Consider the following 25,530-nt stretch of genomic DNA (forward strand, 5'->3'; position numbering starts at 1 on the left):
CGCGCCCCTTACGGGGCGCTTCCTACCCGGCGCTTTCCAGGCGCTGTCCCTTCAGCAGGAACCACGCCGCAGCCGCCGTGGCGAGCAACACCACCGCGCCGCCGCCCGCCGCCAGCGTGAGGCCGTCGACGAAGGACTCGCGAGCTGCGTTCAGCAGGGCCTCGGAGGTGTGGGCGGGGAGGCCCTGGGCCGCCTCCACCGCACCGCCCAGTGACTCGTGGGCCACGGCCGGTGTGCCCGCGGGGCCGGCGAAGCCGGCGTAGACGCCGGTCACGACGGAACCGAGCAGGGCGATGCCGAGGGCGGCGCCGAGTTCGTACGCCGTCTCGGAGACCGCGGACGCGGCGCCCGCCTGCTCCTTGGGCACGCTGGAGAGGATCACGTCGGCGGTGACCGTGAACGAGAAGCCGGCGCCCACGCCGACGACCAGCAGGGCGGCACCGAGCAGCGGATAGCCGGTGCTCTGGCTCAGCAGCGTGAGCGAACCGAGCGCCAGACCCACTGCGGCCAGACCGCCGGAGACCACGGCGCGCACCGAGAACCGCCGCGCGAACGTGCCCGCGACCAGACCCGCCGTCACCGCGCCGACGGCGGCGGGCACTTCGGCGAGGCCGGCCTCGAACGGTCCCCTGCCCTGGACGAGTTGCAGGTACTGGGAGAGGAAGAAGACGAGCCCGGACATCCCGAGGACGGTGAGCAGGTCGGCGAGGACGGCTCCGGAGAAGCCCCGGTTACGGAACAGCCGTACGTCCAACAGCGGTGCGGGCAGCGTGAGTTGGCGGCGCACGAACCAGTACAGGGCGGCGGCACCGAGCAGGCCGGTGGCCATCGGCTGCCAGCTGAGACCGTGCGCGGCGGCCTCCTTCACCCCGTACACGACACCGATCACGCCGACGAGCGAGAGGGCGACGCCGGACAGGTCCCAGGGCCCGGGGTCGGGGTTCTTCGACTCGGGCAGCAGCTTACTGCCGACGAGGACGAGGACGACCATCACCGGAAGGTTGATGAGGAAGACGGAACCCCACCAGAAGTGTTCCAGCAGGAAGCCGCCGGCGACCGGCCCGACTGCCGTACCGGCGGAGGCGGTTGCGCCCCAGATGCCGATGGCGAGGCTGCGCTCGCGCGGGTTGTGGAAGAGGTTGCGGATCAGGGCGAGTGTGGCGGGCATCAGCGTCGCGCCCGCGACGCCGAGCAGCGCCCGCGCCAGGATCATCAACTCCGGCGTCGTGGCATAGGCGTTGAGCACCGATATCAGGCCGAACGCCGTGGCACCGAGGAGCAGCAGCCTCTTGCGGCCGATGCGGTCGCCGAGGCTGCCCATGGAGACGAGCAGGCCGGCGATGACGAACGAGTAGACGTCACCGATCCACAGGAGCTGTGTGCCCGAGGGCTTCAGGTCCTCACTGATGTACGGGGTCGCGAGGCCGAGGACGGTCGCGTCGACGGCCACGAGGAGCACGGCGAGGATCAGCACCGCGAGCGCGGCCCAGCGGCCCGGGCGCTTCTCCACCGCCACCGTCGATACCGGCTGCAGGGTGCTGGTCATGATTCCTCTCTCCGTAGTGCGCCGCCGAGCAGCAGCTCGACGATCATGTAGTGGAAGTCCTTGGCGGCGACCCTGCCCTCGGTCACGGCCCACGCCCCCGAGGCCATCAGTCCGTAGAGCGCCTCGGTGAGCCAGGCCGGAGTGAGGTCGATGCGGAACTCGCCGTTCTCCTGGCCGCGCCGGAACAGGGCGGCCATCCGCGCGTCCAGCCGGGCCCAGCCCTCGTTCTGCTCCTCACCCTCGAACAGCTGGTTCTCGGTGTAGAGGAAGGCGAGCAGCCCGGCCGCCGTTTCGAGCTCCTTCACCAGGCGGCGCACGGCCTCCTGAGCGGTGCCCTCGTCGAGGCGGGCGGCATCCAGCGCCGCCTCGCACTCCTGGATGCCGAGCGACTCCAGCGCCCGCACGAGGGCGTCGCGGCCCGCGAACTGGCGGTGCAGCGTGGCCCGGCTGATCCCGGCCGCCTTGGCGACCTCGTCCATGGTGGCGGTGGATTTACGGGCGAGCAGGGCGGCTGCGCTGCGCAGCACGTGATCACGGTCGACGGCCATGAGACAATGGTAGACCACATGAGACATCTTTGCCTCATTAAATACATGCGAGTCTCATCGACCGGGTGTCGGGCGGGTGGCGCTCAGTGCCAGGGCAGCTGCCCGCGTCGCTCCCAGTACCCCCGCGGGTCCTCCACGAGCGCGGCGAGCCGGGACAGCTGGTCGTCGTCAAGGTCGACGACCGCTGCGTGCAGGTTCGAGGCGAGCTGGTTGGCGGTGACCGCCCCGGAGAGCACGACGCCGGCCCAGGGCTGCCGCAGGATCAGCGCCAGGGCCACCGCGTCACAGCCCAGGGAAGTCTCCGCGGTGACGGCCTTGAGAACGTCCGGCGCATACGGCTCCACCAGCCGGCCGTTGGCCACACCCTCCTTGACGATCACCGTCAGTCCGGCGTCGTGAGCCTCGGCGAGCGCGGGCGCCGCCGAGGTCTCCAGCACGTTGTACGTGGCCTGCACCGTACGGAAGAGCGGTGCGCCGTCCACCGTGACCGCGAGCGCGGCGCGGATGGCCTCGGCCTGGGCGGGCCCGCTGGTGGAGAAGCCGATCGACAGACCCCCCGCGGCCGCTTCGGCGAGTCTGGCGTGGAGTTCCTTGTCGGTGAGGGCCGGGCTGTCCGGGGTCACCGAGTGGATCTGGTAGAGGTCGAGCCGGTCGCCGAGCAGCTCCGCCGTCTCGGCGCGCTGCCGCTCGTACGTGGCGAGGCTGTGGTCCTTGACCTCGTGCGCCTCGGCGTCGATGTGCCAGTCCGCCGTGTAGGTGTAGCCCCACTTGCTGCCGATCACGACGTCGTCGATGTCCGGCCGGCGGTTCAGCCAGTCGGCGAGGAACTCCTCGGAGCGGCCGTAGGAGCGGGCGACGTCGAAGTAGCGCACGCCCTGGACGTAGGCGGCTTCGAGGAGTTCGTGGGTGCGCTCGCGCAGGGCTTCGACGCTGCGGTCGGCCGGGAGGTCGCCCTCCCGGCCGAGGTTGATGTAGCCCGGACGACCGACGGCGGCCAGGCCGAGTCCGATGTGCGCGGTGGGCGTGGTCGCGTGGGCCAGGCGACTGAACGGCATGGTGGCTCCCTGCACGATCGGCGGAGGGCGGATGCCGCACCAATCTACCCAGCTCCGCGCGGTTCAGCCCGCGCTGACGCAGCGTGGCACAAAGGCGGGGTCGGCCGGGCCGCTCCGCTTGAGGGCGTTGAGCACCCACTGCTCGACCAGCGGGGACTTGGGGGCCTGGTCGTGCTCGGTGGTGTCGAGCGGGCAGCGGTCCTGGAGCAGCACGTTGGTCACACGGGAGTCCGGACCGTCGAGGAAGGCGCTGGTGTACGGCACCACGACCTCGTCGTACTTGGTGGCTATCGCCGTGTAGTCGGGACCGACCGGGGTCTCCGGGTCGGAGTTGAGCTTCTGCAGGAAGTCCGAGCCGGCGGTCTGGTCGACACACGAGGGACAGACGGTGGCGCCGGCCGCGAGGGCGAGCGGGTTGGTGGTGCCGTGGTTGGAGGGCACGATGCCGACGAGATCGTCGACCTTGGTGGCTCCGCCGAGGAACTTCACGTAGTAGCGGGGCATCATGCCGCCCTGGCTGTGGCCGAGGATGTCCACCTTCTTGGCGCCGGTCGCGCCAAGCACGGCGTTCACGAAGTCGCGGAGCTCGGCCGCCGAGTCCGGGATCGGGGCGGTCTCCAGATCGCCGTACTCGAAGGAGAAGACGCAGTAGCCGGCGTCCGCGAGCGCGGGCGAGAGGGTCAGCCAGTTCTCGTACGAGGTCTTGAAGGTGCCGTTCACCAGGACCACCGGCTGCGGGTGGGCGGAGTCCGGCTTGCAGGACCAGTCGTTGGCGCCGGGTGGCGGAGTGTCGGCGGCGCCGGCCGGGGCCGTGAGGCCGAAGGCGCACAGCGCCGCGACGGCGCTGACGGCGAGGAGGCGGGCTATGCGTCTTGTACGTCTTGCGCGCATGACGTCCCTTTCATGCTCGGCTGTGACAGGACCGGCGTTCGACAATGCCGACCAGTAACCGGAATCGTTACCTCCGAGTAGCCACAAGTCAAGGATCCGGCCAGCGGCCGAATCTCATCTGTTATCCAGCGGTCCGGGGTGGTCCGGGCAGCACGAAGGGCCCGGACGTGATGTCCGGACCCTTCAGCCGACTGCGGGGCGGCCCCGCTCCCCTGTGTTCTAGGCCTGCTTGGCCGTGGCCCATGCGTGCTGGGCCACCACGTCCGACTTGACCTCGGCGAGCTGTACGGCGACCGCGCTCGGCGCCGTACCACCCCGGCCGTTGCGGGAGGCCAGGGCGCCGGGGACGTTGAGAACCGTCCGCACCTCGGGCGTCAGATGCGCGGAGATCTTCGCGAACTGCTCGTCGGTCAGACCGTCGAGCTCCTTGCCCTCGGCCTCGGCGACCTTCACGCACTCGCCCGCGACCTCGTGCGCGACACGGAACGGTACGCCCTGCTTGACCAGCCACTCGGCAATGTCGGTGGCGAGCGAGAAGCCGGCCGGGGCCAGCTCCTCCATGCGCTCGCGGTTGACGGTGAGCGTGGCCATCATGCCGGTGAAGGCGGGGAGCAGGACCTCCAGCTGGTCGCAGGAGTCGAAGACCGGCTCCTTGTCCTCCTGGAGGTCGCGGTTGTACGCGAGGGGCAGCGCCTTGAGCGTCGCCATCAGGCCGGTGAGGTTGCCGATCAGGCGGCCCGACTTGCCGCGCGCCAGCTCGGCGATGTCCGGGTTCTTCTTCTGGGGCATGATCGACGAGCCCGTCGAGAACGCGTCGTGGAGGGTGACGAAGGAGAACTCCTTCGTGTTCCAGATGATGACCTCTTCAGCGATGCGGGAGAGGTTGACGCCGATCATCGCGGTGATGAAGGCGAACTCGGCGACGAAGTCGCGGGAGGCCGTGCCGTCGATGGAGTTGGCGGAGCTGCCGTGCTCGAAGCCGAGGTCCTTGGCGACGGCTTCCGGGTCGAGGCCGAGGGAGGAACCGGCAAGGGCGCCCGAGCCGTACGGCGACACAGCCGTCCGCTCGTCCCACTGGCGCAGGCGTTCGGCGTCCCGGGACAGGGACTGGACGTGCGCGAGGACGTGGTGGGCGAAGAGCACCGGCTGGGCGTGCTGGAGGTGTGTACGTCCGGGCATGGCGACGTCCGGGTGTGCCTCGGCCAGGCCGACAAGGGCGTCCTGGAGGTCGGCGATCAGGCCACCGATGATGCGGGCGTGGTCGCGCAGGTACATCCGGAAGAGGGTCGCGACCTGGTCGTTCCTCGAGCGTCCCGCGCGCAGCTTGCCGCCGAGGTCGGGGCCGAGGCGCTCGAGGAGGCCGCGCTCCAGGGCGGTGTGCACGTCCTCGTCGGCGATGGTGCCCACGAAGTCGCCGGACTCCACGTCCGCTTCGAGCCGGTCGAGGCCCGCGAGCATGCGCGTCAGCTCGTCCTCGGTGAGCAGGCCCGCCTTGTGCAGCACGCGCGCGTGGGCACGCGAACCGGCGATGTCGTACGGCGCCAGGCGCCAGTCGAAGTGGACCGACGCGGACAGCTTGGCCAGGGCCTCGGCGGGACCGTCGGCGAAACGGCCGCCCCAGAGCCGTACGTCACCGCTGTTGCTGCTCACTTGCTGTGCTCCTCGGAGGTGGTGGCTGTGTTGTCTGGGGGACACCCCCAGCTCGCCGTGCGACCGCCTCCTCGTCTGATGCAGACGGAGAGGCGGTGATCACGCTACTGCTTACGCGAGGTCCCGCTGGGCGGCGATCTTCGACGACAGGCTGTAGATGTCGATGAAGCCCTTGGCCGCGGCCTGGTCGAACGAGTCGCCCGTGTCGTACGTCGCCAGGTTGAAGTCGTAGAGCGACGTGTCGGAGCGACGGCCGGTGACGACGGCGCGGCCGCCGTGCAGGGTCATCCGGATGTCGCCGTTGACGTGCTGGTTGGCCTCGTCGATGAAACCGTCCAGGGCGCGCTTGAGCGCGGAGAACCACTGGCCGTCGTAGACCAGTTCGCCCCAGCGCTGCTCGACCTGCCGCTTGTAGCGGGCGAGTTCACGCTCGACGGTGACGTTCTCCAGCTCCTGGTGGGCCGTGATCAGCGCGATCGCGCCCGGAGCCTCGTACACCTCACGGGACTTGATGCCCACGAGCCGGTCCTCGACCATGTCGATCCGGCCGATGCCCTGCTGCCCGGCTCGCACGTTCAGCTCCTTGATGGCCTGGAGCACGGTGACGGGCTTGCCGTCGATGGCGACCGGGACGCCCTGCTTGAAGGAGATGATCACCTCGTCGGCCTCGCGGGGCTCGGCCGGGTTGGAGGTGTACTCGTAGATGTCCTCGATCGGCGCGTTCCAGATGTCCTCCAGGAAGCCCGTCTCGACGGCGCGCCCGAAGACGTTCTGGTCGATGGAGTACGGGGACTTCTTGGTGGTGGCGATCGGGAGCTGCTTCTCCTCGCAGAAGGCGATCGCCTTGTCCCGGGTCATTGCGTAGTCACGGACCGGGGCGATGCACTTGAGGTCGGGGGCGAGGGCGACGATGCCGGCCTCGAAGCGGACCTGGTCGTTGCCCTTGCCGGTGCAGCCGTGGGCGACCGTGGTGGCGCCGTGCTTCTGGGCGGCGGCGACGAGGTGCTTGACGATCGTCGGCCGGGAGAGGGCCGAGACCAGCGGGTAGCGGTCCATGTAGAGGGCGTTGGCCTTGATCGCCGGAAGGCAGTACTCGTCGGCGAACTCGTCCTTGGCGTCCGCGACTTCGGCCTCGACGGCACCGCAGGCGAGCGCGCGCTTGCGAATGACGTCCAGGTCCTCGCCGCCCTGGCCGACGTCCACGGCAACGGCGATGACCTCGGCGCCCGTCTCCTCGGCGATCCAGCCGATGGCGACGGAGGTGTCCAGACCGCCCGAGTAGGCGAGTACGACGCGCTCGGTCACGGGGTTCTCCTCACACTGCATTCACTGACATGCATGAGTATGCAGGGCTCTGCATGATTCGTCAATCGAAGGGGTGCCGACCCGGAAATCCCGGGAGCGATTGAACGCACGAAACCGCTTTCTCGTACTTCACTCCGAACGCAGGCGCCGCGTTTGTACACCCACTTCCGTGCACCCACTCCTGACCAGGTGAGGCTTCCGCATGTCCAGGGCTCTTCCGAAGTACCACAAGCGCCGCGTAGCGATGATCGGCGGCGCCGCCGCGGTGGTGTTGTCCGGAGCGGTGATCGCCGGCTCCGCCTTGGCCGGGGAGACGTCCAAGAGCGGCGGTCGGAACGCCACGACGAAGGCCGTGTCCCCGGGAACGGTGAACTGCCCGGCCGTCGCGCCGAGCCTGCCCGCGGTTCCCGCCTCCGCAAAGGCCGAGGTGGACCGCAATCTCGCGCTGCTGAACACCCAGATCTCCGAGGCCGACAAGCGGCTGGTCGACACGGTCGGCCAAGGCGGACCGAACTTCGTCCAGAACGCGATCCTCGGCCCGCTCAAGGACAAGCGGGTCGCCACCATCAATCGCATCGCGACAGCCATCGGGCGCACGGCGGCCAAGCCGCAGGGGCTGGACGCCCTGGCGCCGTGCACGCTGAACCCGGTGGGCGGCGACGCCGCCACGACGCCGAACGCGGCCGCATCCACGAGCCCGACGGCGACCGCCCAGGCGGGCGGCAACTCCGGGAATGCGGGGAGCACCACCGCCGCGGGCACCATCTCCTGCCCCGACGTCGCATCGAAGCTGCCCGCGATCCCCGCCTCCGCCAAGGCAGAGGTCGACCGCAATCTCACGCTGCTGAACACCCAGATCTCCGAGGCGAACGCGCGGCTGGCGAACACCGTCGGACAGGGCGGACCCAACTTCGTCCAGAACGCGATCCTCGGCCCCCTGAAAAACAAGCGGGTCTCCACCATCGACCGCATCGCCATCTCCATCGGCCGCACCGCGGCCAAGCCGCAGGGCCTGGACTCCCTCGCCGCCTGCACACTCACCAAGTGACGTGACAGGCACTGCGACCGCCCCGCGGAGCGTCGGCCGGGGGCGGCCATGGACCCACCGGAACCGTCAATTCATTAGACAGCCGAAAGACTTTCCCCAATAATCGTTAGACATGGGAAAGACCTATGAGCGCATTGACGGCCGCCTGCGTACGTTCATCGAGGCGCAGCCCCTCTTCTTCACCGCGACCGCGCCCTTGTCCGGCGACGGCACCATCAACCTCTCCCCCAAGGGACTCACCGGCTCGTTCGCCGTGCTCGACGAGCTGACCGTGGCCTATCTGGACTTCGCGGGTAGCAACGCCGAGACGATCGCGCATCTGCGCGAGAACGGCCGGATCACCCTCATGTGGTGCGCCTTCCAGGGCCCGCCCAACATCGTCCGGGTGCACGGCCGCGGTGAGCCCGTCTTCCGGGACGATCCGCGCTTCCCGGAGCTGCTCACCCACTTCCCGGACATCGACCCGACCCCGCACGGACTCCGCGCGATCATTGTGGTGACCGCCGAACTCGTCCGTGACACCTGTGGTTACGCGGTGCCCTTCATGTCCTACGACGAGGATCGCGATCTGCACGCCAAGCGGTTCGCGCGCGAGGACGACGCCTCGCTCGACGCGTACTTCGCCAAGAAGGACCACATCGCCACGAGCCTGGACGGTCTGCCGGGGCTGCCTCTCCCGCTGCCACCGAGTACGACTGCGCCGTAGGGCGGGCCCTGTCGTGGCCACCGGTCGTGTGCGGCTGGTCGCGCAGTTCCCCGCAGCCGTTACGAGGCGCCTTCAGCGCCGCCCATCCGTAGGCGGACCGTGAACGTCGTCGATCCCGGGCGGCTCTCCAACCGCACGCTTCCACCGTGCGCCGCCACCACTGCCGCCACGATCGACAGGCCGAGCCCCGCGCCACCGCCCGCCCCCTCGGCGCGGCGACGGTCGGCTCGGGTGAAGCGTTCGAAGACGCCGGGCTGGACGTCCTTCTGGACGCCCGGGCCGTCGTCGTGGACCGTGAGGACGGCCGTCTTGTCGTCGGTCTCCAGAGCCACCGTCACCTTGGTGCCCACGGGCGTGTGCAAACGTGCGTTGGCCAACAAGTTGGCCAACACCTGTTGGAGTCGGTGCGCGTCACCGGTCACCGCCACCGGCTCCTCCGCCAGCTCCAGCGTCCAGCGGTGGTCGGGACCCGCGGCCCGGGCGTCGGTGACGGCGTCGAGGACGAGGCGGGTGAGGTCGACGGGGAGCCGTTCCAGAGGGCGGCCGGCGTCGAGGCGGGCGAGCAGCAGCAGGTCGTCGACCATCTCGCCCATCCGGGCCGACTCGGCGGCGATGCGTTCCAGTGCACGGGTCACCTTGGAGGGCACCGGGCCCGGGTGCAACAGCGCCAGCTCGGCATGGCCACGGACCGAGGCCACCGGGGTGCGCAGCTCATGGCTGGCGTCGGCGGCGAAGCTGCGCAGCCGTTCCTCGCTCGCGTGCCGCTTGGTCAGCGCGTCCTCGACATGGCCGAGCATGCGGTTGAAGGCACCGGCGAGCCTGCCCACCTCGCTGCGCGGGTCGGACTCGGGCGCACGCGGCGGCAGCGCCACCTCGCCGCTGGCGAGCGGGAGTTCACTGACCCGCGTCGCGGTCGCGGCGACCCGGCTCAGCGGGCGCAGCGACCAACGCACCCAGAGGGCGCCGGCGATGCCGGCGACGGCGAGGGCCGCGCCGAAGACGGCGGAAGCCACCAGTTCCAGACGGTGGACCGCGGCCGTGACCGGCTCCATCGGCAAGCCGGTGATCAGGACGTCGCCGTCGAGGCCCGGCACCGCCGTCACCCGGTACTCGCCCACCGCCGACAGGCAGATGGTGTGTCCCCCGCCGTCGAGCGGGACTCCGGCGAGGGCCTTCTTGTCGGCGGCGGTCACTCGCACGTTCACTGCGGTCGCCCTGCCGCCGGAGGGTACGACCGCAGCGTTGGTGACGTCCCGGCCCACCCGCCGGGCGCCGAGCGTCCCGGCACTCTGGTTGCGTGTGTCGCCGTGTTCGTCGTTGTCATGGTCCGACGGCTTCACGGCGCCGTGCTCCAGGCTCGCGGGAAATCGTGCCCCCACATCGTGCAACTGCTGGTCGAGGCGGCCGGTGAGGAAGCCGTTCAGTTCGTACACGGCGGCCACCCCGACGGCGGCGCAGCTGATGGCGAGCAGCACCACGAGCCCGGCGGTGAGCCGGGCCCGCATCGTGCGCGGGCGCGGCAGCCGGCGTACGCCCGCCCCCAGCCACGCCCACCGTCCCCTCACCCACGACCACCGCCGCGTCGCCCAGGGCCACGCCCGCGGGCTCATCGTCCCGCCACCGGCTTGATCACGTATCCGGCGCCGCGCACCGTGTGGATCATGGGCTCGCGGCCCGCGTCCACTTTCTTGCGCAGATACGAGATGTAGAGCTCGACAACATGGGCCCTGCCACCGAAGTCGTACGACCAGACGCGGTCGAGGATCTGCGCCTTGCTGAGGACCCGGCGCGGGTTGCGCATCAGGAAACGCAGGAGCTCGAACTCGGTCGGCGACAGTTCGATCAGCTCGCCGCCCCGGGTCACCTCACGGGCCTCCTCGTCCATGACCAGGTCGCCGACGACCAACCGTGGTCCCTCGTCCAGTTGCCGGGCCATGCCCGCGCGGCGCAGCAACCCGCGCAGCCGGGCGACCACCTCCTCCAGGCTGAACGGCTTGGTCACGTAGTCGTCGCCGCCCGCGGTGATGCCGGCGATCCGGTCCTCGACGGCGTCCCGCGCGGTGAGGAAGAGAACGCAGACGTCGGGCTTCACCGTGTGCAGGTCGCGCAGCACGTGGAAGCCGTCGGTGTCCGGGAGCATCACGTCGAGGACGACGGCGTCGGGCAGCAGCTCGCGGGCCCCGGCGACGGCCGAAGCCCCGTCGCCCGCCGTGCGCACCTCCCAGCCCTCGTAGCGCAGGGCCCCGGAGAGGACCTCGGCCAGATCCGGGTCGTCGTCGACGACGAGGACGCGGACAGGGGTGCCGTCGGGGCGGGTGAGCGCGGGCCGGCCGTTGCCTCGGGATCGGGGAGTGTTCATGTCGTCTTCCAGCATCGCTCTTCCTGGCGGCTGCATCCTCCCCCGGTGCCTCTGAGTTTCCTCTGAGTCGCCTCTCCCCGAGGCTCTCGGTTTCCTGTGAGTCCGCGCTGAACGCGCCGGTTCAGAGGGTCCTCAGAAGTTCCGGACGCACAGTTTCCTCCCGGACAGCCGGAAGGACGAACAGATGACCACGGTGTACGAGCGGGCTGCGGTCCCGCGCCCCACCCGAGGACGCAGGCGACCCCGCCCCTCGCCCGCCGGGCCGCTGCTGGCCCTGCTCTGGGCCGGTGCCGCCGCCGTCGTCGCCCTGTGGTGGACCGACACGCGGTCGGTGGTGGGCCTCGCCGGATGGCTGACCGACGCCGGGCGGATCGCCGGGCTGCTGTGCGGCTACGGCTGCGCGGTGCTGGTGGCGCTGATGGCCCGGGTCCCCCTCCTGGAGCGGAACGTGGGCTCCGACCGGGTGGCCCGCTGGCATTCCATGGCGGGCCGGTACACGATCTGCCTGCTTGTCGCGCACGTCACGCTGATCCTCTTCGGGTACGCCTCCCAGGACGGGTCGGGCATCGTGCACGAGACCCTGAGCGTGGTGTTCGACTATCCGGACATGCTCAAGGCGACGGTCGGCACGCTCATCCTCTTCGCCGTCGGCGTCACCTCGGCGCGCGCCGCCCGCCGTCGGATCCCCCACGAGTTCTGGTACTACGTGCACCTGCTCACGTACGTAGCGGTCTTCCTCGCCTTCTTCCACCAGCTCGCACTCGGCTCCGACTTCGTCGGCAACAGCCTCGCCCAGGCCGCCTGGTACGTGCTCTACCTGGGCACGGCCGCACTCGTCGCATGGTTCCGGCTGCTCGTCCCGGTGCGGCTCAATCTGCGCCATCGGCTGCGGGTGGAGTCGGTGTACCGCGAGGCGCCGGGGGTCTTCTCCATCGTCGTGCGCGGGGAGCGGCTGGACGAACTGAACGCCCAGGCGGGGCAGTTCTTCCGCTGGCGGTTCCTCTCGGACGGGATGCGGTGGACCTCCACGCCGTACTCGCTGTCGGCACCGCCCCGGCCCGACCGGATGCGGATCACCGTGAAGGCGCTCGGCGACCACAGTGCCGCGGTGGGGCTGCTGCGGCCCGGCACCCGGGTGTGGGCGGAGGGCCCGTACGGCTCGCTGACCGCCGAGCGGCGCATCTCCTCGAAGGCGCTGCTGATCGCGGGCGGCGTCGGCATCACGCCGTTGCGCGCCCTGTTCGAGACCCTGCCGGGCCAGGTCACCCTCCTCTACCGGGCGCGTACGGCCGAAGACCTCGCGCTGGGCGCCGAGTTGGAGGCCATCGCGAAGTGGCGCGGCGCGCGCGTCCTGTACGCGGTCAACGGCGCCGACGGAACGCGCCCGCGGTTCACCGCCGAGACCCTGCGGGCGAGCGTGCCCGACATCGCGGCGCACGACGTCTATCTGTGCGGCCCGCCCACGATGGCGCGTGACCTGTACGAGGCACTGCGCGCGGCGGGTGTCCCCGACCGCCGTATCCACCACGAGTCGTTCGAGCTGTGAGGCTGCCTTGCACGCCCTGAAGAAGCAACGTCCGCTGCGGCGCGTCGTCCTCGCGGCCGCCAGTACCGTCACCGGCGTCGTCCTGCTGCTGTCGCTGAAGCCGCACACACCACCGACCGTGGCCCAGGCGTCCTCGTCCGCCGGCCAGTCCCCGTCGCGGTCCTCGCAGTCCCCCACTCCCACAAGCACCGCCGGCTCCCCCAAGAGCAGCACGGGCGCCAAGACCGTCACCGGTGACACGGTCCAGACCCGTTGGGGCCCCGTCCAGGTGCGCATCACGCTGAAGAACGGAAAGATCACTGACGTCACCGCGGTCGCCTACCCCTCGGACAATCCGAAGGACCAGGAGATCAACAGCTACGCGATCCCCCAGCTCAGGCGTGAGGCGCTCGCCGCGCAGAGCGCCCAGATCGACTCCGTGTCCGGAGCCACGTACACCAGCGACGGTTACCGGCAGTCCCTTCAGTCGGCACTGGACTCGGCCGGCCTCTGAACGCACTGCCGTCGTGGACCGTATCTCTGGGCCAGGGGACCACTCCCCTTGCCCCGTCCCCCCGGACGAACACGGAGGAACCGTGTCCACGATCGCCGGTGGTCGCGCCGCGCGGCGCCAGACCATGCGCCGTATCCGCCCACGCCGCTCGCCCGCCGTCCCGTTGCTGCTCGCCGTCTGGGCCGGGGCGGCCGGGGTCATCTGGCTGTGGTGGAACAACACCCCGTCCATCGCGGACGACAACAGCAAGATCCTCAACGCGGGCCGGATCACCGGACTGCTCGCCGGTTATCTGATGGCGCTCGTGGTGCTGCAGATGGCCCGTGTTCCCGCCCTGGAGCGCCGGGTGGGCTCCGACCGGGTCGCGCGCTGGCACGCCATGAGCGGCCGGTACACGATCTGTCTGGTCCTGGCCCACCTCTTCCTGACCATGTGGGGCTACGCCCTGCAGTCCGGGAAGGGGCTCGGCGGGATCGTGCAGCAGACCATCGACTCGGTCAACCAGCTGCCCGACATGGGCAAGGCCGCGATCGGCACGGGTCTGCTGGTGCTCATCGGGTTCATCTCCGTCGGCGGCATCCGCCGCCTGATCCCGTACGACACCTGGTACCACGTCCACCTGCTGACATACGCAGCCGTGTTCCTGACGTTCTGGCACCAGCTGTCCACCGGCAACGACTTCGCGGTGGAGCCCGTCGCGAAGACGGTCTGGTACGGGCTGTACGGGACGGTGACCGCGCTCGTGATCTGGTACCGGATCCTCGCGCCGATCCGGCTCAACCTGAAGCACCGGATGCGGGTCGAGGCGGTGATCGAGGAGACGCCCGGGATCGTGTCGGTGCTGATCAGCGGGCAGAAGCTGCACCGGATGGGCGCGGAGGCCGGGCAGTTCTTCCGGTGGCGCTTCCTGGCGCCGGGGATGCGGCTCAGCTCCCACCCGTACTCGCTGTCGGCGGCGCCCCGCCCCAACATGCTGCGCATCACCGTGAAGGCGATCGGCGACCACAGCGCCGCGCTGCGCGACCTGGAGCCGGGCACCAGGGTCTGGGCGGAGGGCCCGTACGGGGCGCTGACAGCGGGCAAGCGCAGCCGCGGCAAGGTGCTCCTGGTGGCGGGTGGCGTCGGTATCACTCCGATGCGGGCGCTCTTCGAGACGCTGCCCGGCGCCTCCGGCGACCTGACGCTGCTCTACCGGGCCAACAGCACCCAGGACCTGGCCCTGTGGGACGAGCTCGCCGCCATCTCCAAGGAGCGCGGGGCCCGCCTGATGTACGCGGTGAACAGTCCCGAAGGGGAGCGCCCGGACATCTCGGCGGAGTCCCTGCGCCGGAAGCTGCCCGACATCGACCGCCACGACGTCTTCATGTGCGGGCCGCCCGGCTTCGCGCAGCAGGTGTACGAAGCACTGCGCGGCGCGGGGGTCCCCGCCCGCCGCATCCATCACGAGTCGTTCGAGATGTGAGCGACGGGAGTCAGGAGCGATGAAGAAGAGTCACCCCATTCGGCGCGTCATGCTCGCCACCGCCGCCACCGTGTCCGGGATCGTCCTGCTGCTGTCGCTGAAGCCGTCCTCGGACCCTGCGGCCGCAGCCGCGGGAGCGGCCCCTCAGCAGACAGCGGCCGGGCAGGAGTCGCCCCAGGGCGGCAGCACGCAGCAGACGGGTGCGCAGACCGTCACCGGTGACGTGGTGAAGACCCAGTACGGGCCGGTCCAGGTGCAGCTGACCATGAGCGGCGGCAGGATCACCAAGGCGGACACGGTCCAGGCCCCCAAGGGCGGAACCAGCGACCAGAAGACCGCCCTGGCCGTACCCAAACTCAACGAGGAAGCCGTCGCCGCGCAGAGCGCGGACATCGACGCCGTCTCCGGAGCGACCTACACGAGCGGCGGGTACAAGCAGTCCCTGCAGTCGGCCCTGGACAAGGCGAAGGCCGCCGGAGGTACGTCGGGATCCTCGGGAGCGGCCGGGGCCTCCTCGTCGCCGCAGGCCCCGGCCGCGCAGGCCCGCACCGTCACCGGAAACGTGGCCCAGACCCAGTACGGGCCCGTCCAGGTACGGCTCACCCTCACCGGCGACAAGATCACCAAGGCCGAGGCCGTCCAGGCGCCCAGCGGCGGAACCAGCACCCAGAAGACGGCTCTGGCCGTCCCCAAACTCAACCAGGAAGCCGTCGCCGCCGGGAGCGCCGACATCGACGCCGTCTCCGGCGCCACCTACACCAGCGGCGGATACAAGCAGTCCCTGCAGTCGGCCCTGGACAAGGCCGGTGGCTGAGCCCGCGGAGGCCCCGCCCGCGCTGCGCCACGCCGAGGAGGTCATGGGCACGGTCTTCTCCTTCGACGTACGGGGCGGGGAACCGGCCGCCGTGCAGGCGGCGTTGGAGGAGGCGATCACCCGACTCCACCATGTGGACGAGGTGTTCAGCACCTATCGCGAGGACAGCCAGCTCTCGCGTCTCGCGCGCGGTGAGCTGACGGTCGAGGAGTGCGATCCGGAGGTCGCCGAGGTGCTCGGTCTGGGCGCGGAGGCTGAGCGGCTGAGCGAGGGCTGGTTCAGTACTACGTACCGGGGTGAGCTCGACCCGACGGGGATCGTGAAGGGCTGGGCGACCGAGCGTGCGGCCCGGCACATCGCGGCGGCCGGGGCGAGCGGAGTCAGCGTCAACGGCGGCGGCGACGTCCAGCTGTGCGGCGTGCCCGGGTCGCACCGGCCCTGGCGGGTCGGCCTGTCGGACCCGCTGCGCCCGGGTTCGCTCGCCGCCGTGGTCTCCGCGGCCGGCGTCGACGAGCTCGCCGTGGCCACCTCCGGCACCGCCGAGCGCGGCACCCACATCGTCGACCCGCGCACCGGCAGGTCCGCGGTCACCGACCTGGTCGCCGTGACCGTGGTGGGGCCCCGGCTGACCTGGGTCGATGCCTGGGCGACGGCAGCGTTCGCGATGGGCTCCCGCCAGGCCCTGGACTGGCTGGAGTCCCTCCCCGGCATCGAGGCCCTGCTGATCACTGCGGGGGACGAGGTGAGATGCACCGGGGGGTTGGCTCAAAGACTGGGCTGAGCCCCGTAAGGGGCGCGGGGAGCTGCGCGAGCCACCACAGCCGGCCTGCACCTGGACACACAGAGGCGCACCCCGACCGGGGGTGCGCCTCCATCGTCGTACACCTCAGTGATGGTTCTGAGCCAACCGCAAGAGGTGATCGGCCAGCGCCTGACCGCCGGTCGGGTTGCGACTGATGAGCAGCAAGGTGTCGTCCCCGGCGATCGTGCCGAGAATGTCATGCAGCTCGGCCTGGTCGATGGCCGAGGCGAGGAACTGCGCGGCCCCCGGCGGGGTCCGCAACACCACAAGATTCGCGGAGGCCTCCGCGGAGATCAGCAGCTCCGCGGACAGCCGCCGCATCCGCTCCTCCTTCGCCGACTCACCCAGCGGCGCGCGCGGCGTGCGGAAGCCCCCCTCGCTCGGTACCGCGTAGATGAGGTCGCCGTCGTTGTTGCGGATCTTCACCGCGTTCAGCTCGTCCAGGTCCCGGGAGAGCGTCGCCTGGGTGACGCTCAGCCCGTCGTCGGCGAGAAGCTTCGCCAGCTGGCTCTGGGAACGCACCGGTTGCCGGTTGAGGATGTCCACGATCCGGCGGTGGCGTGCGGTGCGGGTCTGCGGCACGGCAGGCCCTGCGTGCTCGTGGTCCTGCGCCTGACTCATCGTCGTCGTCCCATTTCTCAGGATCATCCATCCCCGTTGGCTGCGTCGAGGACACCGGGAAGGGCCTGGAGGAACGCGTCCACTTCGTCATCGCCGAGGTTCAGCGGCGGCATCAGCCGTACGACATCGGGGGCGGGCGCGTTCACCAGGAAACCGGCGTCCTGAGCCGCCTGCTGCACCTGGGGCGCGAGCGGCTCGGTGAGCACGATACCCAGGAGCAGCCCCGCGCCCCGGACATGGTCGATCAAAGGGTGCGCAAGTGACTCGATTCCGTCCCGCAGCTTCTCGCTCGTGCGCTTCACGTTCTCGAGGAGTCCTTCGGACTCGATCGTGTCGAGTACGGCCAGTCCGGCGGCGCAGACGACCGGGTTGCCGCCGAAGGTCGTGCCGTGGTGGCCAGGCTTCAGCAGCCCGGCGGCCCGGCCGAAGGCGACGGTGGCGCCGAGCGGCAGTCCGCCGCCGAGGCCCTTGGCGAGCGTGACGACGTCCGGCAGCACGCCCTCGTGCGCCTGGTACTCGAACCAGTGTCCGGTCCGGCCGATTCCGGTCTGCACCTCGTCGAGGACCAGGAGGGCACCGGTGGCGGCAGTGATCGCACGGGCGGCCTTGAGGTAGCCGGCGGGCGGCACGACCACGCCGTTCTCGCCCTGGATGGGCTCGATGATCACCAGGGCGGTGTCCTCGGTGACCGCTTCGGCCAGGGCCTGCGCGTCGCCGTACGGGACATGCGTGACGTCGCCGGGCAGCGGCAGGAACGGCTCCTGCTTGGCGGACTGGCCGGTGAGCGCGAGGGCGCCCATGGTGCGGCCGTGGAAGCCGCCGGTGGTGGCGACCATGTGCGTCCGGCCGGTGAGCCGGCCGATCTTGAAGGCGCCCTCGTTGGCCTCGGCGCCCGAGTTGCAGAAGTACACCCGGCCCTCGCGCCCGAAGAGCTGCAGCAGCCGTTCGGCGAGCGCGACGGGCGGCTCGGCGACGAAGAGGTTGGAGACATGGCCGAGGGAGCCGATCTGCCTGCCGACGGCCTCGACGATCGCGGGGTGGGCATGGCCGAGCGCGTTGACCGCGATCCCGCCGACGAAGTCGAGGTACTCCTTGCCGTCGGCGTCCCACAGCTTGGTCCCGGCGCCCCGGACGAGCGGCAGCCGCGGGGTGCCGTAGTTGTCCATGAGCGAGCCCTGCCACCGCTGGGTGAGCTCTTCGTTGCCGGTCATGCGCTGTCCCCCGCTTCCTCGTCGTCCGGCACGACCATCGTGCCGATCCCCTCGTCGGTGAAGATCTCCAGCAGGATCGAGTGCTGGACCCGGCCGTCGATGACGCGGGCCGTGGTGACGCCGTTGCGCACGGCGTGCAGACAGCCCTCCATCTTCGGCACCATGCCGCTGGCCAGCTCGGGCAGCAGTTTCTCCAGCTCGGAAGCGGTGAGGCGGCTGATCACCTCGTCGCTGTTGGGCCAGTCCTCGTAGAGGCCCTCGACGTCCGTGAGGACCATGAGGGTCTCGGCCCCCAGTGCCGCAGCGAGTGCCGCAGCCGCCGTATCAGCATTGACGTTGTAGACATGTCCGTCGTCCTGGGAGCGGGCGATCGAGGAGACGACCGGAATCCGGCCGTCGGAGAGCAGCGCCTCGATGGCGCCCGTGTCGATGTCGGTGATCTCGCCGACCCGCCCGATGTCGACCAGTTCGCCGTCGATCTCGGGCTGGTGCTTGGTGGCCGTGATGGTGTGCGCGTCCTCGCCGGTCAGGCCGACGGCGAGCGGACCGTGCTGGTTGAGCAGCCCGACCAGCTCGCGCTGCACCTGTCCGGCCAGCACCATGCGTACGACGTCCATGGCGTCCTCGGTCGTGACGCGCAGCCCCGCCTTGAACTCGCTGACGATGCCGTGCCGGTCGAGGGCGGCGCTGATCTGCGGCCCGCCGCCGTGCACGACGACCGGCTTCAGACCTGCGTGGTGCAGGAACACGATGTCCTGCGCGAACGCCGCCTTCAGCTCCTCGTCGATCATGGCGTTGCCGCCGAACTTGACGACGACCGTCTTGCCGTTGTGCCGGGTCAGCCAGGGCAGCGCCTCGATGAGGATCTGTGCCTTGGGCAGAGCGGTGTGTTTCCTGGTCACATTGCTCATGAGGAGTACGCGCTGTTCTCGTGGACGTAGTCGGCGGTGAGGTCGTTGGTCCAGATCGTGGCGGTCTCTGCGCCCGCGGCGAGGTCGGCGACGATGTGGACCTCGCGGTAGCGCATGTCGACGAGGCCGCGGTCCTCGCCGACGCCGCCGTTCTTGCAGACCCATACGCCGTTGATCGCGACGTTGAGCTGGTCGGGTTCGAAGGCGGCCCGGGTCGTACCGATGGCCGAGAGGACACGGCCCCAGTTGGGGTCCTCGCCGTGGATCGCGCACTTGAGGAGGTTGTTGCGGGCGATCGAGCGGCCCACCTCGACGGCGTCGTCCTCGGTCGCGGCGTTGATCACCTCGACCTTGATGTCCTTGCCGGCGCCCTCGGCGTCGCGGATGAGCTGCTGACCGAGGTCGTCGCAGACCGCCCGTACGGCCTCCGCGAACTCCCCGTATTCCGGGGTGATGCCGCAGGCACCGGAGGCGAGCAGCAACACGGTGTCGTTGGTGGACATGCAGCCGTCGGAGTCGACGCGGTCAAAGGTGACCTTCGTGGCCGCGCGCAGCGCCTTGTCGAGTGTCTCGCTGTCCACGTCGGCGTCCGTGGTCACCACCACGAGCATGGTGGCGAGGCCGGGGGCGAGCATGCCGGCGCCCTTGGCCATGCCGCCGACGGTCCAGCCGTCCTTCGTCACCACCGACGTCTTGTGGACCGTGTCGGTGGTCTTGATGGCGATGGCGGCCTTCTCGCCGCCGTGCGGGCTGAGCCGGGCGACTGCCGCGTCGACGCCCGGCAGCAGCTTGTCCATGGGCAGCAGCACACCGATGAGACCGGTCGAGCACACCGCGACCGTGCCCGCGCCGATCTCGCCGAACCCCGCGGCGTCGAGGGACTCGGCCACCTTCTCCGCTGTGGCGTGGGTGTCCTGGAAGCCCTTCGGCCCCGTACAGGCGTTGGCGCCACCGGAGTTGAGGACGACGGCGGTCAGCCGGCCGCTCTTGAGGACCTGTTCCGACCAGAGGACCGGCGCGGCCTTCACGCGGTTGGAGGTGAAGACGCCCGCGGCGGCGAGGCGGGGCCCGTTGTTGACCACGAGGGCCAGATCCGGGTTGCCGTTCTCCTTGATCCCGGCTGCGATCCCCGCCGCCGTGAATCCCTGTGCTGCCGTGACACTCACTGCATCTCCTTGTTCGCCCCGCCGCGGTAGCGGCTGATGTCACCGTCGCCCGTGCAGCGCAGAGGTGCGGCCTTCATCGTTGTCTGCGGCCCGGCGGCTGCGCGTGCTCCCCCGGCTACCGCTGGGTGGTACCCCCAGCTCACGGTGCGACTCCGATCGTGGAAAGACCCAGCTCCTCGGGGAGCCCCAGGGCGAGGTTCATGCTCTGGACGGCACCGCCGGCGGTGCCCTTGGTCAGGTTGTCGATGGCGCTGATCGCGATGATGCGGTGCGCGGCGGCGTCGTACGCGACCTGGACCTGAACGGCGTTGGAACCGTAGACGGACGCCGTGGCGGGCCACTGCCCCTCGGGCAGCAGGTGCACGAACGGCTCGTCGGCGAACGCCTTCTCGTACGCGACCCGTACGGACTCGGCGGTGACGCCGGGCTTCGCCTTGGCGCTGCAGGTGGCGAGGATGCCGCGGGGCATCGGCGCGAGGGTGGGCGTGAAGGAGACGGTGACGGGCTCGCCGGCGGCCGCGCCGAGGTTCTGGATCATCTCGGGGGTGTGTCGGTGGACGCCGCCGACGCCGTACGGGGACATCGACCCCATGACCTCGCTGCCGAGGAGGTGCGCCTTGGGCGCCTTGCCCGCACCGGACGTCCCGGAGGCGGCGACGATCACGGCCTCGGGCTCGGCGAGCCCGGCCGCGTACGCCGGGAAGAGGGCCAGGGAGGCGGCCGTCGGATAGCAACCGGGCACCGCGATGCGCTTGGACCCCTCCAGCGCAGCGCGGGCACCCGGCAGTTCGGGGAGGCCGTAGGGCCAGGTCCCGGCGTGCGCGGAGCCGTAGAACTTCTCCCAGTCGGCCGGGTCCTTCAGCCGGAAGTCGGCGCCCATGTCGACCACGAGGACATCCGGGCCGAGCTGCTCGGCGACGGCGGCGGACCGCCCGTGGGGCAGCGCGAGGAAGACGACGTCGTGCCCGGCGAGCACGTCGGGGGTCGTCTCCTGCAGGACCCGGTCCGCGAGCGGCAGCAGATGCGGCTGCAGCGCGCCGAGGCGCTGGCCCGCATTGGAGTTGCCGGTCAGGGCGCCGATCTCGATCTCGGGGTGCACCAGGAGCAGACGCAGCAGTTCCCCGCCCGCGTACCCACTTGCTCCCGCCACTGCCGCACGTACCGCCATGGAACCCTCCTCCTGGATGGCATGACTATACGTTTCGCTGCACGTTTATGCAATCCCGTCCCGGGCGGTCCGGAGATCGGGGGTGTGACCGAATCCTGAGCCTGCTCGTGAACGGTTGAGTCGGCCCGCTCGGCGTTGGGGGTGACCCACCCGCGGCGGGAGCCGGCCGGCCGGGTTCAGGGCCTGAGCACTTCGGCCGGCGCGTCAGGGTTGGATCCGGCGCGTTGAGCTTGTCGAGTCCAGGGTGTCGGCGAAACCGATCGGCGCACGCGTCGATCCGGGGAACGTAGTGGCGGGCTTTGCCGTTCCGAAGGGGCCCGGAGAGGCGGCGGGCCTCGCCGATCAGCGGCGAAGGCCCGTGTCGAGCTGGTAGTAGAACGCGTCCAGCCGACTACGGCCAGGACTGCGAACCGGCATCCGCCGCACGAGCTCGCGAACTGCCGGCGGGGCGTGGTCGATCGCCCATCGGATCTCCTCGTCACCGACCCTGGCGTCATCGCGCGCCGCGAGCTCACGAGCGCGCGCCTGGTAAACCGCAGGTCCAAGGGCGTGCTTCGACTGGTGAGGGGTGGCCAATGGGTGGATGTAAGGAGTCGCCGCCGCGTAGCACGCGGCGCGGGCGGCGGCTGTGGCAGCCGGGTCGCCGACCTCGCGTGCGGCTGCGTGAGCCGCCCAGGCAAGGGAGCGCAGTCGCCCTGTCCGCTTCCCCTCGCGCACGAAGGCCCGGATGCCCTCGATCGCCTCGCGAGGACGGGTGTCACAGGGAGCCTTCGCCTCGAACAGCGGGAGCACCCGCTCGACGCAATCGGCGGCCCACAGCCCGAGAAGTCGGCGGTCTTCTTCGGTGATGGTCACCTCGTCCACCCGCACATCATGCCGGTTCGGGTGCTTCCTGTCGCCGCCGGACACACCTGTGACGGTGTCGACTCCCCCAGTGCGAACCGGGCGCCGCGATGCTCAACTCGCGCGCCGAAGTGCTCAGTCACCGTTCCGCAGGCCCGCCCGGTCGGGGTGTATTCCCGAAGAGGTACTCGGCCACACCGCCCGAACCGAGCACGCCGGGCTGGACGTTCAGCAGTCCGAGCTGGTCCTCGACGGCGGCGAGGATCAGCTGCGGCGGCGCCGTGCTGCTCGGGGTCGCCGAGTACATGGACCCCAAGCAGCTGCTGAGCGCGCCACCGAGAAGGCGAACCGCAACTGCGAAAGCCGCACCGGCCCGATCCCGCACTACGTCGACACGGTCGACGTCACCCGCGACACGGACGTCCTGCGCGCGGCGCCGGGCGATCCGAAACTCAACTGCCTGGGCACCTCGTACGGCGCCCGGATCGGCGCCGTCTACGCCGCCCGGTTCCGGCAGCGCGCCGCACCGGCTACCCCCACTTCGCCTGCGCGAAGCAGTACGTCAACCACTTCTTCCTGGAGACGCGGCAGCCGCCGGCCGCGGTTACGCAACCAATGGTTGCGTGACTGCGTGTTGCGCGCTAGCGTAATACGCAACCAAACGTTGCACATGGGGAAAGGGTGAAGAGCATGGAGTACGGCAGCATCGAACGCGAGATCCACGTCGACGCCTCGCCCGAGGTGGTCTTCGAGGTCGTCAGCCGGCCCGAGCACATCTCAAAATGGTGGTCCGACGACGCCGACATCGAAGCGACTCCCGGCGCTGTCGGTGAGCTCGTCTGGGGCGACAGGGCAGAGGTCGCCCCGATCACCGTGGTGAACGCCGAGCCGCCTCGATTGTTCTCGTTCCGCTGGTGCTATCCCGACGGCAAGGTCGACGACTCGGCCAACACCCTGCAGGTCACCTTCGAGCTCACCCCGTCGGGCACGGGCACGCGGATTCGGCTCACCGAGACCGGATTCCGGGAGATGGGCTGGGAGGCCGCCAAGCTGGAGGAGCAGTACCGCGAACACGGCGTCGGTTGGGACACCTTTGTTCCGCGCCTCGGGGAGTACGTCGCGCGGCTGGTGTCAACGCCATGACGACCGCCGTCGACGACTCCCTGTGGTCCGCGGTCGGGGACCCGACCCGTCGGCGGATGCTCGATCTGCTCCTGGCGGACGGCAACGGCACCGCCACCAGCCTCAGCGAGCAGTTGCCCGTGACGCGGCAGGCCATCGCGAAACATCTCGGCGTGCTCGACCGCGTCGGCCTGGTGCACGCCACGCCTGCCGGGCGGGAGAAGAGGTACCGGGTGGACGAGGCTCAACTGGCCCGCGCGGTCGCCCAGTTGTCCTCGGTGGGGGCGGCATGGGACGCCAGGCTCCGGCGTATCAAGCAGATCGCCGAGGCGATTCAGCGCAGCAAGGATCAGTACGGCACCCAGCCGTGAATTCATGACGCACAGATGAGAACCAGGACCGGAAAGAGGAATCGAAAATGGTGGACATCCTGCACAGGGTCGGAATCACATCGCCGGTGGCCGATGTCTACGCGGCCTTGACCACCGCCGAGGGGCTTGCCGGCTGGTGGACGACCAACACACAGGGCGAAGGCAACGACCTCGGCGGCGTGCTCCAATTCCGGTTCGGGGCCGGTGGATTCGACATGAAGGTCCTCGAACTCGACCCGGGCAAGCACGTGCTGTGGGAGGTGGTCGACGGACCCGAAGAATGGATCGGCACGCACGTGGACTGGGACCTCGATCAGGTCGACGACCACACCATCGTTCTCTTCAAGCACGAAGGCTGGAAGGAGCCGGTGGAGTTCATGCACCACTGCAGCACCAAGTGGGCGGTCTTTCTGATGAGCCTGAAGTCGCTGATCGAAACCGGGAAGGGCGCACCGGATCCCCACGACGTCAAGATCGACAACTGGAACTGACGCTCCGCTCGATTCGCGTGCGTGCGCTCGAGTCGGCCGGACGGGCCGACTCGAGCACTCAGTCGACGGGGGCAGGGCAGCGCCTCAGTCGGCGTGCTGCCGCGCGGAGGTCAGCCACCGCCGGCGTGGGCGTTCCGTGACAAGGGTGGCGGCGGCCAGGAGGGTCACCGGGACCGCCGCCCACGCGGGCCAGGCCAGCCACGAGGACACCACGGCCGCGGCGAGCTGGAGCAGTACCAGCAGGATCGTGACCCGGCCCGGCACCGCGATGATCACGTTCGCTTTGTCACCCGGAGTGGAGAAGCAGGTCGGAAGGCCGATCAGCAGCACCACGGACAGGGCGGCGAGCAGCCATGAGCGGTCGGCCAGTGCCCACGGAGTCGCTACCCAGGCGACGAGTTCCACGGCGAAGCGCAGGGCGGACGCGGTGCGGTCGTCCGGGCGTCCCGGGATCGTGTCGTCGGCAGAGTCGGTCACCCGCGGACGATCTCACGGCGGGTGCGCGGATGTCAGGGGCTTGACGGGCCCGACTGCCAGGGGCTTGACGTGCCCGACTGCCAGAGGCGCGAGGCGTCGCGGTCGCCGGGGTGCCGCCACGCTCACGTCTCTCAGGCGGAGGCCGTCGGCGGTGCCGCGCTGCCGACCGATGAACTTCCCCCGCGGGCGGACCTCGGCGATCAGCCCCAGGGCCCCGGGATCACCGGAGTGGCGGGACGGTGGGACGGTGGGACGGGCCACCGGGACCTGCCGATGAAGGGCTGGGTCAGCGCGGGTCGCCGGAACGAGCCGCGCGCTCCGCGTTCTTCTCCTTGATGCGGGCCGCTTCCTTGCGGACCTCGGCCTGGGTGGCACGCTCCTTCTGCAGCCACTCGGGGTTGTCCGTCTTCAGCGCCTCGATCTGCTCGGTGGTGAGGGCCTCGGTGACCCCGCCCCGGGCGAGCCCCGCGATGGAGACGCCCAGCTTGGCCGCGACGACGGGCCGGGGGTGCGGGCCGTCGCGGCGCAGCTCCCGCAGCCACTCGGGCGGGTCGGCCTGCAGCGCATTCAGTTCGGCACGCGAGACGACACCCTCCTGGAACTCGGCGGGGGTGGCCTCGAGGTACACACCCAGCTTCTTGGCCGCGGTCGCGGGCTTCATCGTCTGGGTGGTCTGGTGCGAACTCATGGTGTCAAGGGTATCGAGCATGTGAGCCACCTCCGACCACACGCGTCCGGCGCCCGACTGTGACGTGCGCGCCACCCGCCCCTCGCGAGCGTGGCACCCACCCTCGCCCGTGCGCCGCCCCCGACCGTGACCGGTGGGGCGCTCATGACCACGATCGGGGCCGCCCATGACCACGACCGGGGAGGCGCTCATGACCACGACCGGTGAGGCGCCGATGACCACGACCGGTAACCTGA

Annotated in this window: 28 protein-coding genes; 11 read left to right on the forward strand and 17 right to left on the reverse strand. The window is 70.3% G+C overall.

The window, feature by feature from the left end:
* Nucleotides 1–22: 22 nt before the first annotated feature.
* The 6 genes from OG390_RS09810 to OG390_RS09835 all read right to left on the reverse strand — a co-directional run bounded on the left by OG390_RS09810 (nucleotide 23) and on the right by OG390_RS09835 (nucleotide 6,995).
* A complete protein-coding gene (locus OG390_RS09810) occupies nucleotides 23–1,546 on the reverse strand; it encodes an MFS transporter (protein ID WP_406166713.1) in 1,524 nt (507 codons plus the stop codon).
* A complete protein-coding gene (locus tag OG390_RS09815) occupies nucleotides 1,543–2,094 on the reverse strand; it encodes a TetR/AcrR family transcriptional regulator (RefSeq protein ID WP_406166715.1) in 552 nt (183 codons plus the stop codon). Before OG390_RS09815 ends, OG390_RS09810 begins: the two co-directional genes overlap by 4 nt.
* Nucleotides 2,095–2,177: 83 nt before the next feature.
* On the reverse strand, nucleotides 2,178–3,149 hold the full coding sequence (locus tag OG390_RS09820; RefSeq protein WP_406166717.1) for an aldo/keto reductase: 972 nt from the start codon (nucleotides 3,147–3,149) through the stop codon (nucleotides 2,178–2,180).
* Nucleotides 3,150–3,212: 63 nt separating this feature from the next.
* A complete protein-coding gene (locus tag OG390_RS09825; RefSeq protein ID WP_406166719.1) occupies nucleotides 3,213–4,040 on the reverse strand; it encodes an alpha/beta fold hydrolase in 828 nt (275 codons plus the stop codon).
* A 219-nt stretch (nucleotides 4,041–4,259) separates the two neighbouring features.
* A complete protein-coding gene (gene argH, locus OG390_RS09830) occupies nucleotides 4,260–5,690 on the reverse strand; it encodes an argininosuccinate lyase (protein WP_406166721.1) in 1,431 nt (476 codons plus the stop codon).
* A gap of 111 nt (nucleotides 5,691–5,801) precedes the next feature.
* Nucleotides 5,802–6,995, reverse strand: a complete 1,194-nt coding sequence (locus OG390_RS09835) for an argininosuccinate synthase (protein WP_406166723.1) — start codon at nucleotides 6,993–6,995, stop codon at nucleotides 5,802–5,804.
* 202 nt (nucleotides 6,996–7,197) lie between these two features.
* Here OG390_RS09835 and OG390_RS09840 point away from each other — a divergent pair, with 202 nt between their 5' ends.
* Together OG390_RS09840 and OG390_RS09845 are read left to right on the forward strand one after the other, a co-directional pair.
* On the forward strand, nucleotides 7,198–8,043 hold the full coding sequence (locus tag OG390_RS09840) for a hypothetical protein (RefSeq protein ID WP_406166725.1): 846 nt from the start codon (nucleotides 7,198–7,200) through the stop codon (nucleotides 8,041–8,043).
* A gap of 112 nt (nucleotides 8,044–8,155) precedes the next feature.
* Nucleotides 8,156–8,749 (forward strand): pyridoxamine 5'-phosphate oxidase family protein, encoded by a 594-nt coding sequence (locus tag OG390_RS09845; RefSeq protein WP_406166727.1) that lies wholly within the window; start codon nucleotides 8,156–8,158, stop codon nucleotides 8,747–8,749.
* Between the two features lie 59 nt (nucleotides 8,750–8,808).
* Here OG390_RS09845 and OG390_RS09850 read toward each other — a convergent pair whose 3' ends face one another.
* Nucleotides 8,809–10,254, reverse strand: a complete 1,446-nt coding sequence (locus tag OG390_RS09850) for a sensor histidine kinase (protein ID WP_406177583.1) — start codon at nucleotides 10,252–10,254, stop codon at nucleotides 8,809–8,811.
* A gap of 101 nt (nucleotides 10,255–10,355) precedes the next feature.
* The gene (locus OG390_RS09855) at nucleotides 10,356–11,108 is read right to left on the reverse strand and encodes a response regulator transcription factor (protein WP_406166729.1); all 753 of its coding nucleotides are present in this window, start codon (nucleotides 11,106–11,108) and stop codon (nucleotides 10,356–10,358) included.
* Between the two features lie 184 nt (nucleotides 11,109–11,292).
* Here OG390_RS09855 and OG390_RS09860 point away from each other — a divergent pair, with 184 nt between their 5' ends.
* From OG390_RS09860 to OG390_RS09880, 5 genes are all read left to right on the forward strand, one after another.
* Nucleotides 11,293–12,654, forward strand: coding sequence for a ferric reductase-like transmembrane domain-containing protein (locus OG390_RS09860; RefSeq protein WP_406166731.1), 1,362 nt, complete (start codon nucleotides 11,293–11,295; stop codon nucleotides 12,652–12,654).
* A 7-nt stretch (nucleotides 12,655–12,661) separates the two neighbouring features.
* Nucleotides 12,662–13,147 (forward strand): FMN-binding protein, encoded by a 486-nt coding sequence (locus OG390_RS09865; protein ID WP_406166733.1) that lies wholly within the window; start codon nucleotides 12,662–12,664, stop codon nucleotides 13,145–13,147.
* Between the two features lie 124 nt (nucleotides 13,148–13,271).
* A complete protein-coding gene (locus OG390_RS09870; protein WP_406177585.1) occupies nucleotides 13,272–14,609 on the forward strand; it encodes a ferric reductase-like transmembrane domain-containing protein in 1,338 nt (445 codons plus the stop codon).
* A gap of 19 nt (nucleotides 14,610–14,628) precedes the next feature.
* Complete coding sequence (locus tag OG390_RS09875; protein WP_406166735.1) at nucleotides 14,629–15,423, forward strand: FMN-binding protein; 795 nt, start codon at nucleotides 14,629–14,631, stop codon at nucleotides 15,421–15,423.
* Entirely contained in the window at nucleotides 15,416–16,204 is a 789-nt protein-coding gene (locus OG390_RS09880) for an FAD:protein FMN transferase (protein WP_406166737.1), read from the forward strand. Before OG390_RS09875 ends, OG390_RS09880 begins: the two co-directional genes overlap by 8 nt.
* Before the next feature lie 105 nt (nucleotides 16,205–16,309).
* Here OG390_RS09880 and OG390_RS09885 read toward each other — a convergent pair whose 3' ends face one another.
* From OG390_RS09885 to OG390_RS09915, 7 genes are all read right to left on the reverse strand, one after another.
* Entirely contained in the window at nucleotides 16,310–16,846 is a 537-nt protein-coding gene (locus OG390_RS09885) for an arginine repressor (protein WP_399076478.1), read from the reverse strand.
* A 23-nt stretch (nucleotides 16,847–16,869) separates the two neighbouring features.
* Nucleotides 16,870–18,057 carry an acetylornithine transaminase gene (locus OG390_RS09890; protein WP_406166739.1) on the reverse strand — a complete coding sequence of 396 codons (1,188 nt, stop codon included), beginning with the start codon at nucleotides 18,055–18,057 and terminating at the stop codon, nucleotides 16,870–16,872.
* Nucleotides 18,054–18,968 (reverse strand): acetylglutamate kinase, encoded by a 915-nt coding sequence (argB, locus tag OG390_RS09895; protein ID WP_406166741.1) that lies wholly within the window; start codon nucleotides 18,966–18,968, stop codon nucleotides 18,054–18,056. Before argB ends, OG390_RS09890 begins: the two co-directional genes overlap by 4 nt.
* Nucleotides 18,965–20,134: a bifunctional glutamate N-acetyltransferase/amino-acid acetyltransferase ArgJ gene (argJ, locus tag OG390_RS09900; RefSeq protein WP_406166742.1), complete on the reverse strand. Its 1,170-nt coding sequence runs from the start codon at nucleotides 20,132–20,134 to the stop codon at nucleotides 18,965–18,967. Before argJ ends, argB begins: the two co-directional genes overlap by 4 nt.
* A gap of 139 nt (nucleotides 20,135–20,273) precedes the next feature.
* Nucleotides 20,274–21,302, reverse strand: a complete 1,029-nt coding sequence (gene argC, locus OG390_RS09905; protein WP_406166744.1) for an N-acetyl-gamma-glutamyl-phosphate reductase — start codon at nucleotides 21,300–21,302, stop codon at nucleotides 20,274–20,276.
* A gap of 342 nt (nucleotides 21,303–21,644) precedes the next feature.
* A complete protein-coding gene (locus tag OG390_RS09910) occupies nucleotides 21,645–22,166 on the reverse strand; it encodes a putative immunity protein (RefSeq protein WP_406166746.1) in 522 nt (173 codons plus the stop codon).
* 118 nt (nucleotides 22,167–22,284) lie between these two features.
* Entirely contained in the window at nucleotides 22,285–22,452 is a 168-nt protein-coding gene (locus tag OG390_RS09915; RefSeq protein ID WP_406178359.1) for a hypothetical protein, read from the reverse strand.
* Nucleotides 22,453–22,521: 69 nt separating this feature from the next.
* Between OG390_RS09915 and OG390_RS09920 the strand changes: the two genes are divergently transcribed.
* Genes OG390_RS09920 through OG390_RS09935 form a run of 4 tightly spaced genes read left to right on the forward strand, consistent with a single transcriptional unit; the run spans nucleotide 22,522 to nucleotide 24,129 of the window.
* Nucleotides 22,522–22,830: an alpha/beta fold hydrolase gene (locus OG390_RS09920; protein WP_406177587.1), complete on the forward strand. Its 309-nt coding sequence runs from the start codon at nucleotides 22,522–22,524 to the stop codon at nucleotides 22,828–22,830.
* Between the two features lie 5 nt (nucleotides 22,831–22,835).
* Nucleotides 22,836–23,288 carry an SRPBCC family protein gene (locus OG390_RS09925; RefSeq protein ID WP_406166748.1) on the forward strand — a complete coding sequence of 151 codons (453 nt, stop codon included), beginning with the start codon at nucleotides 22,836–22,838 and terminating at the stop codon, nucleotides 23,286–23,288.
* Nucleotides 23,285–23,638 (forward strand): ArsR/SmtB family transcription factor, encoded by a 354-nt coding sequence (locus OG390_RS09930; RefSeq protein ID WP_406166750.1) that lies wholly within the window; start codon nucleotides 23,285–23,287, stop codon nucleotides 23,636–23,638. Before OG390_RS09925 ends, OG390_RS09930 begins: the two co-directional genes overlap by 4 nt.
* 47 nt (nucleotides 23,639–23,685) lie before the next feature.
* Complete coding sequence (locus OG390_RS09935) at nucleotides 23,686–24,129, forward strand: SRPBCC domain-containing protein (RefSeq protein WP_406166752.1); 444 nt, start codon at nucleotides 23,686–23,688, stop codon at nucleotides 24,127–24,129.
* An 84-nt stretch (nucleotides 24,130–24,213) separates the two neighbouring features.
* Here OG390_RS09935 and OG390_RS09940 read toward each other — a convergent pair whose 3' ends face one another.
* Together OG390_RS09940 and OG390_RS09945 are read right to left on the reverse strand one after the other, a co-directional pair.
* Nucleotides 24,214–24,606, reverse strand: a complete 393-nt coding sequence (locus OG390_RS09940; RefSeq protein WP_406166754.1) for a hypothetical protein — start codon at nucleotides 24,604–24,606, stop codon at nucleotides 24,214–24,216.
* A gap of 286 nt (nucleotides 24,607–24,892) precedes the next feature.
* On the reverse strand, nucleotides 24,893–25,294 hold the full coding sequence (locus tag OG390_RS09945; RefSeq protein WP_399076498.1) for a DUF5997 family protein: 402 nt from the start codon (nucleotides 25,292–25,294) through the stop codon (nucleotides 24,893–24,895).
* Between the last annotated feature and the right edge of the window lie 236 nt (nucleotides 25,295–25,530).

It is taken from the genome of Streptomyces sp. NBC_00996 (assembly GCF_045162675.1).
Classification (GTDB): Bacteria; Actinomycetota; Actinomycetes; order Streptomycetales; family Streptomycetaceae; genus Streptomyces.

What these genes read in the sequence shown, in the direction of transcription:
- OG390_RS09810 (WP_406166713.1), bottom strand. Translation starts at nt 1,546, where the DNA reads ATGACCAGCACCCTGCAGCCGGTATCGACGGTGGCGGTGGAGAAGCGC.
- OG390_RS09855 (WP_406166729.1), bottom strand. Translation starts at nt 11,108, where the DNA reads ATGAACACTCCCCGATCCCGAGGCAACGGCCGGCCCGCGCTCACCCGC.
- OG390_RS09850 (WP_406177583.1), bottom strand. Translation starts at nt 10,254, where the DNA reads ATGCGGGCCCGGCTCACCGCCGGGCTCGTGGTGCTGCTCGCCATCAGC.
- OG390_RS09925 (WP_406166748.1), top strand. Translation starts at nt 22,836, where the DNA reads ATGGAGTACGGCAGCATCGAACGCGAGATCCACGTCGACGCCTCGCCC.
- argC (WP_406166744.1), bottom strand. Translation starts at nt 21,302, where the DNA reads ATGGCGGTACGTGCGGCAGTGGCGGGAGCAAGTGGGTACGCGGGCGGG.
- OG390_RS09825 (WP_406166719.1), bottom strand. Translation starts at nt 4,040, where the DNA reads ATGCGCGCAAGACGTACAAGACGCATAGCCCGCCTCCTCGCCGTCAGC.
- OG390_RS09915 (WP_406178359.1), bottom strand. Translation starts at nt 22,452, where the DNA reads ATGTACTCGGCGACCCCGAGCAGCACGGCGCCGCCGCAGCTGATCCTC.
- OG390_RS09870 (WP_406177585.1), top strand. Translation starts at nt 13,272, where the DNA reads ATGCGCCGTATCCGCCCACGCCGCTCGCCCGCCGTCCCGTTGCTGCTC.
- OG390_RS09945 (WP_399076498.1), bottom strand. Translation starts at nt 25,294, where the DNA reads ATGAGTTCGCACCAGACCACCCAGACGATGAAGCCCGCGACCGCGGCC.
- OG390_RS09890 (WP_406166739.1), bottom strand. Translation starts at nt 18,057, where the DNA reads ATGACCGGCAACGAAGAGCTCACCCAGCGGTGGCAGGGCTCGCTCATG.
- OG390_RS09820 (WP_406166717.1), bottom strand. Translation starts at nt 3,149, where the DNA reads ATGCCGTTCAGTCGCCTGGCCCACGCGACCACGCCCACCGCGCACATC.
- OG390_RS09885 (WP_399076478.1), bottom strand. Translation starts at nt 16,846, where the DNA reads ATGAGTCAGGCGCAGGACCACGAGCACGCAGGGCCTGCCGTGCCGCAG.
- OG390_RS09845 (WP_406166727.1), top strand. Translation starts at nt 8,156, where the DNA reads ATGGGAAAGACCTATGAGCGCATTGACGGCCGCCTGCGTACGTTCATC.
- OG390_RS09930 (WP_406166750.1), top strand. Translation starts at nt 23,285, where the DNA reads ATGACGACCGCCGTCGACGACTCCCTGTGGTCCGCGGTCGGGGACCCG.
- OG390_RS09935 (WP_406166752.1), top strand. Translation starts at nt 23,686, where the DNA reads ATGGTGGACATCCTGCACAGGGTCGGAATCACATCGCCGGTGGCCGAT.
- OG390_RS09860 (WP_406166731.1), top strand. Translation starts at nt 11,293, where the DNA reads ATGACCACGGTGTACGAGCGGGCTGCGGTCCCGCGCCCCACCCGAGGA.
- OG390_RS09815 (WP_406166715.1), bottom strand. Translation starts at nt 2,094, where the DNA reads ATGGCCGTCGACCGTGATCACGTGCTGCGCAGCGCAGCCGCCCTGCTC.
- OG390_RS09875 (WP_406166735.1), top strand. Translation starts at nt 14,629, where the DNA reads ATGAAGAAGAGTCACCCCATTCGGCGCGTCATGCTCGCCACCGCCGCC.
- OG390_RS09840 (WP_406166725.1), top strand. Translation starts at nt 7,198, where the DNA reads ATGTCCAGGGCTCTTCCGAAGTACCACAAGCGCCGCGTAGCGATGATC.
- argB (WP_406166741.1), bottom strand. Translation starts at nt 18,968, where the DNA reads ATGAGCAATGTGACCAGGAAACACACCGCTCTGCCCAAGGCACAGATC.